Here is a 12,142-nt window from a genome sequence, read left to right on the forward strand (position 1 = left end):
ACGAATATTATGCCCCAAGCAACGGGGCGGCTTTCCTTGTAGCCTACGAGGTTGTACTGGTTTGCCGTCGCTTTCAATAAAGATACAAATTCTTCTTATCAATAGCTGACAATTAGCCGTTTAGATTGACCATTCACCTGACCTACCTCAAGACTCGCCATGACCATCACCGTTTCAGAGCAGGCATACAATGAACTGTTTCAGGAAGCTGAAGAAACCACCACTTACCTGACTGCAAGGGATCAATCTAATCAGTGGGATTCGATCTGTGAATATCCGCCGACTTTGGGGCAAGGATTGATTCGGAGAATCCGGTTGCGTGAAGGAATATGGTTGTCGATCTATGACTATCAACTGCACGATGATCTTGTGATTGGGGGTTCTGATTATTTTCAAGAGATGGGATTCAGTTTTTTTCTGCAAGGGGAATACAGCTATGATGACATGCCGCATGAAGCTGGGCAGCATCTTGTTTGCGGTAGTGGAAACGAAGCCGCAGCCGTTCGTAAGGAATTTACCAAGCTGCGATTTTTGCAAATTGATGTAGGATTGCAACCAGGGGTGCTGCGATCGTTTATGGGCAATGACTCAGGCGAACTCCCTCCTGAATTGCAACACCTTGTTCATTCCCCTGAGCAACCCTCTAACTGGCATTTGGGTACGACAACCCCTGTTATGCAAAGCATTGCACGGCAGATTTTGCAGTGTCCTTACCAGGGCATTTCCAGACGCATTGATCTGGAGAGCAAAGCATTGCAACTACTGGCGTTGCAAGTAGAACAGGAGATAGAACTTCACACTGAGCGCCGTACTATCTCTCCACTCAAGTCCGGAACGCTGGAGCGAATTTACTATGCCAGGGAAATTCTACTTCGACATCTGGATTGTCCACCGTCTCTGTCTGGGTTGGCACAACAGGTGAAGTTGAATGAATATACGCTCAAGCAGGGCTTTCATCAGGTATTTGGCACCACTGTATTTGGTTATTTACATGAATATCGCCTGGAACAGGCACGACAATTGCTTTTAGCAGAGGACATGAAAACATCGGAAGTTGCCCAAGCCGTGGGCTTTGCTAATCGGGGCTATTTTGCAGCTCTATTCAGAGCAGAAATTTGGACTCAACCCGAAGGAATACCGGAAGCAGCGAACAAATGACTGCTAGTGATCAAAAAAAACTCCGTCTGGTGATCAAATGCGCTTCAACTTTGCTCCACAAGTCGGTAAGCTTCTTAAAATAACGTGAGTTTGATGAGTTATATATAGCGGTTCTCGTTTACATGAAGTACATTTTCCAACCTCACCTCCAACCCCTTTCCTTACCAAGGAGAGGGGTTGGAGGTGAGATGACGACTGTATTGCACCGAAGTCAGAACCGCTATAGTGTCCCTCTAAATTAGCCGTAAAAAAAGACCTCTAAGAGATTTTACTACGTAAAACCGTCCCTCTCGCCCGTCGGAGAGAGACAAACTTGAACTTGAGTTCAAGGCAAGGAGAGACTGATATTCCTAATGCTCAACTGCGCTTACCCTCTGGCGAGGCATTCACATTCCGCTCCCAAAAACCGATTGCAGGTCTTCGTGAGATAACGGTAACGAATTTTGATGCCAATACTATTCGGGTGACTGTGACAGGGGAAGCAGGAGTACCACAGGTCGAATTATTTGACAGTCCAGACGAAGGTCTAATCTTCAGTGTTGCAAGTATTGCACCTTCGGCACCACAGGCGCAACCTCAAACACAACAACCCCAAACACAACAGCCAGAAAGTCAGACACAACCAAGTCAACCATCAGCTAGTGGTGATCAGCCAATTGAGTTGGTGGTGACAGGGGAACAAGATACCTATCGCGTAACAGATGGATCAACTGCGACCAAAACTGATACGCCCCTGCGCGACATTCCCCAATCGATTCAAGTAGTGCCTCGGCAAGTGCTAGAAGACCGGCAGGTGACAACCCTGGCTGAAGCGTTAAGGAACGTACCAGGTGTGGCGCAGGGATCAGATTCAAGCCGCTCAGTCTATGAGGTACCTTTGATCCGAGGCTTTTTCGCTGGCTTTGATATCAAAAGAAACGGGTTGACAAACCAAAGTAATTTAAATCAAAGTTTTGATAGGGCTAATATCGACCGGGTTGAAGTGCTCAAAGGACCTGCCTCTGTTCTCTACGGTCAGGGTTCGTTGGGAGGGGTGATTAACTATATCACCAAACAACCGCTGCGCGACCCTTACTATGCAGTGGAAGCCTCTCTTGGCAGCTTCAATTTCTATCGCAGTGCTATAGACCTTTCAGGTCCACTTAATCCCAGCAAAACGGTATTATATCGTCTCAACCTCACGGCTCAAACGACCGAAAGTTTCCTGGATTTCTACGATCAACAAAGATACATTGTAGCACCTGTTATTTCCTGGCAACTGGGCGATCGCACCAAGATTACGTTCACAAGCGAATATCAGGTGCGACCCCAAAAGTATAGTTCTACGGGTATTCCTGCTGAAGGGAGTGTCCTACCCAATCCGAATGGCAAAATACCGCGCAATCGCTACACATCATTCAATCTAGTCGCTTCAAAGGCTTGGGTTTTGGCATGGGGTTACTCTACTCCTAGCCCAAAGCCCTGTTCTCTCGTGATTTATTGTCATTAATATTAATTTATTCTCAATAAGTTATGCTCTGAAACCCTTGCTATTTCGTTGTTTCACGACTTAACGGGAAAAGTCAGGTTAAGGTAATTCTCCTAAGAGCCGAGTCAGTTGACGAAGAATGAGCGATCGCCCTTGGAAACTGAGCAAATTCTGAAGGGGCGTTCCCGCTTCTCCTGTAGGAGACGCTACGCGAAGGGGTTGCCGTAGGCATCGCCACCATTACCTCTCTCCACTCTTATAATCACAATACCTTGTGAAATTCCTGTCTATCATCAATGTCCTTCGATAACCTGTGCAAACTACTTTCGGAAAAACATCTCGTTACTTTTGCCAGTTGGGTATTAGGAACACCCTTCGGGTGACGCTCCTGCGTCGCTAACGCTGCGCTAACGCCAGTCGCCTGCTCCGGGAAACCCTCCCGCAGCGCTGGACTCACCGCAACGGAATGGCTTGACTTGAGCAAACTTTCCAAGACGGATGCAAGTCCTAAGCTGTTGCGCTTTTAATTTGTACTAATATTTTTTCAAGATGATTATGGGGTGGGTATCCTGCCCGGACTGATAATGCAAGTTGTATACGTAACAGCTTATTCAATCCCAAAATCCAAAATTTAAAATCTAAATTTGGTGAATGTAGCAGTGAAGGGTATTGAGGATTTGAGTTCCTTGAATAGAGACTTAGGGCTAGTACCGCAAGGCGGAAGTCAAAAGTCAAAAGTCAAAAGGTTTTAATTTTGGGCTTTCTGGCTGTTTTGAATGGTAGGTTTATTTCCGCCGACCTGTACTAGCAAGTTGTAAACAAGTCGGAGTAGTTCACGTAGTATACTCAGCGTTAATCTTCACGTAGTCATAACTCAAATCGCAACCCCAAGCTTTACCTGCACCATGACCGTTGCCAACGCTGACTGCAATGATCACCGGATTATCTACTCGTTGAGCCTTGATAGTGCTTCTATCAAAGGATAAATCATTACTATTATTGGTGGCAATGAAGTCTTTGGGCAGGGAAGAATCAGCAGCAGTTTGTTTCAAATAAGCGCTTGCTGCTGCACGATCAAAGGTTAAAGGTTGCCCATTTTCTAACATTAAGAAATCCCCTAGCTTAATTTGCAGGTTTTCTTGCTCAAAGGGCACACCTGCACGTCCAGCAGCAGCGGCGATGCGTCCCCAGTTGGGGTCACGTCCAAAGATTGCAGATTTAACTAAGGATGAGCCAGCGATAGTTTTGGCTATTTGCCGAGCTGAAAGTTCATCATGGGCCCCTGTTACTTCCACTTCAATTAGACAGGTTGCACCTTCACCATCACGAGCGATCGCTTTGGCTAAATGCTGACAAACTGCTGTTAACATGGCTTCTAATTTCTCTGCTTCTGCGCCCAATTCTGTAATTGCTGGGGTGCGAGATTGACCATTTGCCAAGGCGATTAAGCTGTCGTTAGTGCTGGTATCACCATCCACGGTAATCGAATTAAAGCTTCTATCAGCTGCCCTTGCTAACATCTGCTGCCAAAGAGTTGATGAAACCGCTGCATCACAAGTAACAAATGCCAGCATGGTTGCCATGTTGGGGTGAATCATGCCGGAACCCTTGGCAATACCGCCAATTCGTACCGGGCGTTCGCCTATAGTTGTCTCTAGGGCAATGGATTTTGTTACCAAATCTGTAGTGATAATCGCTCTGGCAGCGGCATCTGAGCCTGTTTCTGATAGTGCTGCTATTACCTTGGGAATCCCGCTTCGCAAAGCATCCATCTTAATTCTTTGACCAATCACGCCAGTGGAAGCCAATAACACAGATTCAGATGGGATGTTCAGTGCTTGGCCTACTGCCATAGCAGATTCTAGGGTATCAAGGTAGCCTGGAGTACCAGTAGCAGCATTTGCTTGTCCAGCGTTGCAGAGGATGGCACGAGCGCTATGTTTGGCTTGCAAGCGTTGGCGACAATATTCTACGCAGGCAGCTTTAACTTGGCTGGTGGTGAACACACCAGCTGCGATCGCTTCCACCTCTGAGAATATCAAAGCTAAATCTGGCAACCCCGAAGGTTTCAACCCTGCGGTAATTCCCGCCGCCTGATACCCCCTTGGTGCTGTGATGCCACCTGTTATTTTTTGCCAATCTGCCATTATTCTTCCTTACAACTATCAGGTTGGATAGGTTAACCCCTTTGGGGAATTCAAAATTCAAAATGACGCTCTCTTACGAGACGCTGCGCGAACACAGACTCGCTCTAAGCGTACCCCTACGGGGAAGCAAGCTACGCGTAGCGTCTCTAAGAGTTGCCATGCCGCAGGCTTTACGCTGCGCTAACAAAATTCAAAATTCAAGTATTTCTACTTGTTGTGAGTTGATTATACTGATGGCAATAATAATACACGAGTTGGCGATTAGCATAATTGTTTTTACCTTTCTTATGACGAAAGACAAAAGCGAAAAAGGAGAGCCACTTGGGTCGCTCTCCAGATCATTACCATGCATTCTTTTTTTCACACCAATTCCTTGATGATGTCAAGGTTAATACTTATTTATTGAAATTATTTCTAGTAATGTTATGAGTTTATCCGTAAATACCATAAAAAGAAAATAAAAAAGAGAGCCACTTAGGCAGCTCTCCAGATCATCAGGGTGCATCTACTTACCACACTATATCATTTTATGTATGCGGGTTGTCACCAGTTTTTATGTGAAGATTCTGTGAAGAAGCACCGGGGAAATACTTACTTGGGGCATGGGGCAATTCAATTTTGGATAATGGAATTGATGATAGCGCAGCGTAAAGCCTGCGGCATGTCTTCTCTACGAGGAGGCTACGCCAACGCTTAGAGCGAGTCCGCGTACCCCTTCTCTTAAGCAAGCTAGCAAGAGCGTCTCGTAAGAGAGCGTCTTTTAGATTAAATTTCAATTCTTTAATCCAAAACCGTTCGACTGAGCGACCTGCCTTGAGCGTACCCCTACGCGTAGCGTCTCTAAGAGTTGCCGAAAGGAGCCGAAGTCTAAAATCTAAAATTCTTACTCCCCTGCCCCCCTCACCAACCATTGTTGACTATGACAGACTACTAGGCGTTCAGTTTTTTCTCCACCAATTCGTTAGTCAGCTTAGGATCAGCACGTTTGGCTGTTTTTTTCAGAACTTGTCCGACAAAGAAGCCTTTGAGGTTGGTGTTACCGTTGCGATACTTTTCTAGTTCTTTGGGATTGGCGGCTATTACTTCATCAACGATGGGTTCCAGTACATTAGGATCGGTGATTAACTCCTGACCAGCAAAGGCTTTGTCAGGAGAAATACCACTGAGCAAATCTGGCAACTTTTCTTTAGCTTGAGCATTGCTAATTTTGCCCGTTTCAATGCGAGTGATGATATCAGCTAAATTGGTGGGAGTCAGGGCGATTTCAGTAATACTGAGTTTTTGCTTATTGAGGTGGGCTGCGATATCTTGAGTAATCCAGTTTGCAGCAGCTTTCGGAATTGCTCCAGCTGCGATCGCAGTTTCAAAATATTCCGCTACGGGATGATCTTCTGTCAACACTCGCGCATCGTAAGCCGAAAGCCCCAACTCACTTTCATAATGATGGCGTTTTTGGGCTGGTAATTCTGGTAATTCGCTGCGCCATTGCTCTAATTGGGCATCCGTCACCTCAATTGGTGCTAAATCTGGTTCGGGGAAATAGCGGTAATCGCTAGAACCTTCCTTCACCCGCATACTAATTGTGCGTTGAGCGCCTTCTTCCCATAGACGAGTTTCTAGGATAATGCTCCCGCCTGCTTCGATGGCGGCAATTTGGCGCTCAATTTCGTAGTCAATCGCCCGTTGGATGGCGTTGAACGAGTTCATGTTTTTAATTTCTACCTTAGTGCCAAACTCCTCTCGCCCCACCGGACGCACAGAAATGTTGACATCGCAACGCAGAGATCCTTCTTGCATATTGCCGTCACTCACGCCGAGATACCGCACAATCCGGCGCAACTCTTCGGCATATTCAGCAGCTTCTAGTCCAGAACGCAGGTCAGGTTCTGAGACAATTTCCACTAACGGTATACCTGCGCGATTGTAGTCTACCAGAGAATAGGAAGAACCGGAAAGGCGATCGCTGCCTGCATGAACCAATTTTCCAGCATCTTCCTCCATATGCAGACGCGTAATGCCAATACGTTTGCGAATGGGGTTACCCTCAGCATCTACCAATTCAATTTCTAACCAACCATGTTCTGCGATCGGTAGATCATATTGAGAAATTTGGTAATTTTTGGGTAAGTCCGGATAAAAATACTGTTTACGGTCAAATTTGCTATATCTAGCGATTTGACAATTTAGTGCCAAACCAGCTTTGACAGCGTATTCTAATACTTTTTCATTGAGTACAGGTAAGACCCCAGGTAAACCCATACAAACCGGGTCAATGTTAGTATTTGGGTCAGCACCAAATGCCGTAGAGCTATTAGAGAAAATCTTGGTATTGGTACTCAGCTGACAATGGGTTTCTAAACCAATAATCGCTTCATACTCAGTTTTTACGGTCGTAGCAGTGGTCATAATATCAATATTTTGGCATAATCCTTCTAGTGGTACTATTGTAGCGGCGTATTGAGTTGCCCTGAAGACGGTTATTTGGGTGAGTAATGCTTACCCTCTTGAGCTTGAAAAGGAAGATGCAAACCTAAGCTGAAGAAAATCTTAATCATTGGTTCTGGGGGTGCTGGTAAATCTACCTTAGCCCGCGAACTGGGAACCATTTTAAGCTTAGAAGTCATTCACTTGGATGCTTGGTACTGGAATCCTGGCTGGGTTGAGACTCCAAAAGCTGAATGGCAGAGCATAATCCAAGACCTAACCCTACGAGAATATTGGATCATGGATGGTAACTATAGGGGTACTCTCGACGTTCGTTTATCGGTTGCAGACACGGTAATTTTTTTGGATTTTCCCCGTCTTTTATGTTTGTCGCGAGTGATTAAACGTCGCTTAATGTATGCTGGACAATCTAGACCTGATATGGCATCAGATTGTCCTGAAATATTGAACTGGGAATTTCTCAAATATATCTGGTCATACCCAATTACTCGTCGTCCCGGAATTCTAGAAAAACTTAGTCAAATAACACTAAAACAACAAGTTATTATTCTCTGCAAACCAACAGAGGTCAGAGAGTTTTTACAAAAGATTTCCCACTTTTCTTGAACTGGTAGTAAAAATATTAAATTTAATCCTACACCTAAAGCAATACGCTTGGATTAGTGATAATTAGCCCCGAAGATCCCCCCAACCTACCTACGCTAGTCTGCTCAACAGGGGGAACTCCCGCACACGGCTGGCTCTAATTCCCTCCTTTTTAAGGAGGGTTAGGGAGGAGCAAGCCTTTACACGTCGTCAGGGAATTAATTAAATAATTATTAAAAATATACAAACACCTTTCTTAATGCCTCAAACTCTTTAATAATAAATCAAACTATTAATTAAATATTAGCACTCTCGGCTTGTTAGTGCTAATTTTTGACTGAGGTTTAATGCCTATGATATAGGCCAAAACTATACTTTTTCTAGATGCTTTAGTTACTTGTCAGATATTATATTAAAAAAACTAAAGCTTTACTGCAAGTAATTTAAAACTGGGAGTACTAGGATGAAATACACTTTTGATATTGTAGGAGTATCTCCACTTTTACAGTTTTTTAATCACCAACAGCAAAATGGGCAAAAACTACCCCACCAAGGCGTGGAATATTTAGGAATGTATACGTGTACACTAGATACGTTTCTAGAATCGGTGGAACCAGTTCCAGCAAAGTGGGGTTGGAATCTAGATCAAGTGGTAGATACCGTGATTCAGTTTTGGTTGAACAACTCAGACAGTATTCGTTATTGGAAAGTACGTTTAAGTGATGCTGGTAAGGATAATTTACTAGTCGCAAGATTGGCGGATATAACCGCCTTACAAGCTGAATTTGAATCGCTACTAGATAAGAAGTGGTGAAGAGATACGTAGAATTGAAGAAGAATTCTAGAGCGGAGCAACTCCTGCTCCGCCTCCAGTTAAAATCAATAGTTTTCTCTATTATTCTGATTTTCAAGTGCTTTGAGAATTTTGAGATATAAATTTTCTACTCTTTTCGTCTGAACTTCACCAAATGAAGCATAGTGAGTTAAGCTAGGAGCGCCATTTACTTCAATGATTGTATAATCTACCATTGGTGACGTTATATCATTAGTAAGAATATCCACACCTGCTAATCTCAATTCCATATCTTTTGTAATACTTACTGCTAATTTTTGAAAGTCTGGATGGATATTTTCAGTGAAGTCTATTGCCTCACCTCCAGTCGATAAATTTGCATTGTCTAAAAGATAGACTATATTATTTTTAGGTATAACACTACTAAAATTTAGCTTCCGTCTTCGCAAGTTTTTTTTGATTCTGTAATCTTCAAAATCTATGATTTCTTTTCTACCATTTTTGATAAAAGTTTCCTGTTTCTGTTGCAGAAGTTCCAAAACATTAGATTGACCATCTCCCATTATAAATAGAGGAATTCTTTGATATGCTGAAACTACTTCATCATCAAGTACTACAATTCTATAGTCATTGCCACTATAGAATCGCTCAACAATAAACCCTGAGATTTTTTGCAAGATTTTCTTGGCTGCTTGATAGTATTCTTGCTTGTTGTGAACCTTTGTAACAAATGTTCCTTGACTGAGATTAATCGGCTTGACAATTAAGGGAAATCCCAACTCTTTAGCATAATAGAATCCTGCATCTATATTCCTGGGATTAGCTATTTCTTCGCATAATTCTTCACTAAAAAATGTTTTTCCTTCAGTAACCTTATAGCCAAATTCATTCAGAAAAAAGCTCGAAACCCCTTTGTCTTTTGCTATTGCGGCTGAAGCAGAAGAATTAATACTGAATTTAGTAGTACGAAAAAAGGTTTTGTTGCCGTTTTTAAACGTAATCAGTCCCACAAAGGTGCATTCGGGGTCAACTAAAACTACTGCTCCTATTTCCTCTGCTACTTTTTGAATTATTGATGTTACAAATGGTGTTTCCATTATCATAACTATAATTTGTTCGGGGAAATATTAACTTTTTTATAGTAATTAGTCAAGATATTCTAAATTAAACAATTGCACTATGTATTGTCCCTAAAACTCTAGTAAAAACCTGAGGAAAAATTTATTTTTCTAATATCTAAAGAAACTATTAAAATCTAAGTATATAGACTAACTATAAAAAACGTAAATGTCCGCAATATGGCTTTACTGAGCGCACTTATAGAAAATTTAACAGTGTGTCTGCGCCCATTAATCTTAGGCACGTTATTGTTCATTTGCAACTGAGTTTCAAGAGTATTTTTTCAGACATTAATGTTGGCTTTACCACTGATACGGACTTTACTTCTGTGTATGCATACAAATCATGCAAACCCAATACTTGCCAAACTTTCTGCTTGAGCTTTGTTGTGTCCTGGAAACAATTGCAAATTAAGGTTTTGAGATTCATAGCCACCTGAAAATTCCAACTTAGTTGGTCTAAAATATAGCGTTAAGTGTTGACAATCTATAAATAATCGAATAACAAGGTGGCAGCAGCATTAAAAAAAGCGTTAGTGCATTCCTACCTAGAAACTAATTGACGCCCTTGATGAAACTTCATACGGATAACATAATTATGCCAGAAAATACGGATAACAAAGCTACCAAATCAGACAATCCGGCTATTGCCTATAAAGAACGCCTCAATTCTTGGGCGATCGCTCGTCTACTTCCTAATACACAACGGGAGATTGTTGCTCGCTTCCGCAGCCGTTCTGATGCCGATGGCTATATGCGGCACCTCCCCCAGGAAATACCAAATGCTTCCTACATGGTTGTTTTTGATTGTCAACACCAAGAAGCTGTCATTTAAAGTACAAGTATAGGCAATAGACCTATCTTGAAAATAGGGAACAGCTTACAGGTGATAGGGAACAGGGAAAGAGATTTTCGTTCTAAATTGTGTTCGCGTAGAGGGTGCTTTGTCCTGACTCTGTTCATGAGCGTCTCTTGCAAAAGGCACTTTTGCACTCTTGTGGTGAAAAGGGAAGGGTTAAAGGGGAAAGGAAAATTCAATCCCTATAACCCTTGCTCTTAATCCCCACTACCCTTTTCTTGTGATCATGGGCGTAGCTTGCTTAAAAGTAGCGGTACAAGAAGTCTGCCTCTGGGCGTATACGCACTTGTAGTAAAGTTAGGGCATGATAAAAGAATTAAAAATGCGTAGGCGTAGCCTGCCCTTAGACATCGGTTACAACTCCAGATTGCAATTCACCAAATTTATGATGTTTAAATTTTGGATAATGGAATTGTTGGCGGAGGCTCTCGTAGAGAAGATTCAAAATCCAAAATTTAATGCATGTTTGAGAGCAGGCGAATTTAAACGCGAGAATAATTCTATTATCCAAAATCTAAAATTAATTGACAAGTAAGTAACTTGATTGCTGGGGTCAATCTAAATTCTATTATCTAAAATCCAAAATTGATTGACGCTTCACTTAAAAATTCTGAATGTTGCCAACGAGCATATTGACCTTTATATTCTACCTTTCCAAATCCGAGTTTCTGAGCCACCCTTGATAATTCACCAAACAGTAAGCCTTTACGCGTCTATGTTCGTGAGCCAGTAACTTCAAGTTTATTCGCATCATTCGCACATTAGCGATCGCGAGTGCATTTGGTAGAAAAGCCTAGTACAGCAGGCGCGTAAATCCACCTACCATCTCAATTTTAATTGATTACAGCACTTGAAGATCAAGAGTCAGTTGACCGTACATTTGAAGTGAGGGCAATGGATTATGTTAACAAACCGATTCACTAGCCAGTTTTGCGACAACGGGTAAAACGCTTGATTCAACAATCTCAGTTACAGCAAAAACTGGAAGCCGTTAATGTGGAATTGCAGCAATTAGTTACTATCGATGGATTAACTCAAGTAGCTAACCGCCGACGGTTTGAAGAGTATTTTAACCAAGAGTGGCAGCGCCTGAAATGGGAGCAACGGTTCCTTTCGCTGATTCTTTGCGATGTTGATTTCTTCAAATTATATAACGATACTTATGGTCATCGGGTAGGCGATCGCTGTCTTCAAGAAATTGCTAAAGCCATCAAAGATATTATTAAATGTCCCGCAGACCTAGTTGCCCTATGGTGAAGAAGAATTTGCTGTGATTTTACCTAACACAGACACTGAGGAGGCGACTCATGTTGCCGACAAAATTTGCCATGCTGTCTGCACACTAGCAATTCCTCATCGAAATTCCCAAGTTAGTCCTCATGTAACCATTAGTGTCGAGTTTACGACAAAAATTCCTCAGCCAGATTCTGACTTGGAAGAAATGATTTCCGCAGCGGATTGGGCGTTGTATCAAGCAAAGGCAGCAGGACGCGATCGCTTTGTGCAAAATATTCTACTACCCAGAAGTAAATAAATTTGTTATTGCCTCGCCTTTGCGTGAGACTAAAT

At 42.6% G+C, this 12,142-nt stretch carries 11 protein-coding genes; 7 read left to right on the forward strand and 4 right to left on the reverse strand.

What is annotated here, in order from left to right; genetic code table 11:
* Nucleotides 1-159 precede the first annotated feature (159 nt).
* Both V7K49_RS11185 and V7K49_RS11190 read left to right on the forward strand, forming a co-directional pair.
* Entirely contained in the window at nucleotides 160-1,158 is a 999-nt protein-coding gene (locus tag V7K49_RS11185; RefSeq protein WP_335205575.1) for a helix-turn-helix transcriptional regulator, read from the forward strand.
* A gap of 313 nt (nucleotides 1,159-1,471) precedes the next feature.
* The gene (locus V7K49_RS11190) at nucleotides 1,472-2,647 is read left to right on the forward strand and encodes a TonB-dependent receptor plug domain-containing protein (RefSeq protein ID WP_335205576.1); all 1,176 of its coding nucleotides are present in this window, start codon (nucleotides 1,472-1,474) and stop codon (nucleotides 2,645-2,647) included.
* A gap of 812 nt (nucleotides 2,648-3,459) precedes the next feature.
* Here V7K49_RS11190 and argJ read toward each other — a convergent pair.
* The 3 genes from argJ to V7K49_RS11205 all read right to left on the reverse strand — a co-directional run bounded on the left by argJ (nucleotide 3,460) and on the right by V7K49_RS11205 (nucleotide 7,397).
* Complete coding sequence (gene argJ, locus V7K49_RS11195) at nucleotides 3,460-4,773, reverse strand: bifunctional ornithine acetyltransferase/N-acetylglutamate synthase (RefSeq protein ID WP_334873770.1); 1,314 nt, start codon at nucleotides 4,771-4,773, stop codon at nucleotides 3,460-3,462.
* A 930-nt stretch (nucleotides 4,774-5,703) separates the two neighbouring features.
* A complete protein-coding gene (gene gatB, locus V7K49_RS11200; RefSeq protein WP_335205577.1) occupies nucleotides 5,704-7,179 on the reverse strand; it encodes an Asp-tRNA(Asn)/Glu-tRNA(Gln) amidotransferase subunit GatB in 1,476 nt (491 codons plus the stop codon).
* Nucleotides 7,180-7,250: 71 nt separating this feature from the next.
* Nucleotides 7,251-7,397: a hypothetical protein gene (locus V7K49_RS11205; RefSeq protein WP_335205578.1), complete on the reverse strand. Its 147-nt coding sequence runs from the start codon at nucleotides 7,395-7,397 to the stop codon at nucleotides 7,251-7,253.
* On the opposite strand from V7K49_RS11205, the gene V7K49_RS11210 reads away from it, so the two are divergent.
* Together V7K49_RS11210 and V7K49_RS11215 are read left to right on the forward strand one after the other, a co-directional pair.
* Entirely contained in the window at nucleotides 7,369-7,824 is a 456-nt protein-coding gene (locus V7K49_RS11210) for an AAA family ATPase (RefSeq protein ID WP_335205631.1), read from the forward strand. The genes V7K49_RS11205 and V7K49_RS11210 overlap by 29 nt on opposite strands.
* Nucleotides 7,825-8,266: 442 nt before the next feature.
* The gene (locus V7K49_RS11215) at nucleotides 8,267-8,617 is read left to right on the forward strand and encodes a hypothetical protein (RefSeq protein WP_334873777.1); all 351 of its coding nucleotides are present in this window, start codon (nucleotides 8,267-8,269) and stop codon (nucleotides 8,615-8,617) included.
* Between the two features lie 65 nt (nucleotides 8,618-8,682).
* On the opposite strand, the gene V7K49_RS11220 is transcribed toward V7K49_RS11215, so the two are convergent.
* A complete protein-coding gene (locus V7K49_RS11220) occupies nucleotides 8,683-9,693 on the reverse strand; it encodes a cyanophycin synthetase (RefSeq protein ID WP_335205579.1) in 1,011 nt (336 codons plus the stop codon).
* Nucleotides 9,694-10,312: 619 nt separating this feature from the next.
* On the opposite strand from V7K49_RS11220, the gene V7K49_RS11225 reads away from it, so the two are divergent.
* From V7K49_RS11225 to V7K49_RS11235, 3 genes are all read left to right on the forward strand, one after another.
* Nucleotides 10,313-10,549: a hypothetical protein gene (locus V7K49_RS11225; RefSeq protein ID WP_334873779.1), complete on the forward strand. Its 237-nt coding sequence runs from the start codon at nucleotides 10,313-10,315 to the stop codon at nucleotides 10,547-10,549.
* 954 nt (nucleotides 10,550-11,503) lie between these two features.
* Nucleotides 11,504-11,830 carry a diguanylate cyclase domain-containing protein gene (locus V7K49_RS11230; RefSeq protein ID WP_335205580.1) on the forward strand — a complete coding sequence of 109 codons (327 nt, stop codon included), beginning with the start codon at nucleotides 11,504-11,506 and terminating at the stop codon, nucleotides 11,828-11,830.
* Nucleotides 11,817-12,107, forward strand: coding sequence for a GGDEF domain-containing protein (locus tag V7K49_RS11235; RefSeq protein ID WP_335205581.1), 291 nt, complete (start codon nucleotides 11,817-11,819; stop codon nucleotides 12,105-12,107). Before V7K49_RS11230 ends, V7K49_RS11235 begins: the two co-directional genes overlap by 14 nt.
* Nucleotides 12,108-12,142: the final 35 nt, after the last annotated feature.

It is taken from the genome of Nostoc sp. (genome assembly GCF_036919675.1).
Taxonomy (GTDB): domain Bacteria; phylum Cyanobacteriota; class Cyanobacteriia; order Cyanobacteriales; family Nostocaceae; genus Nostoc.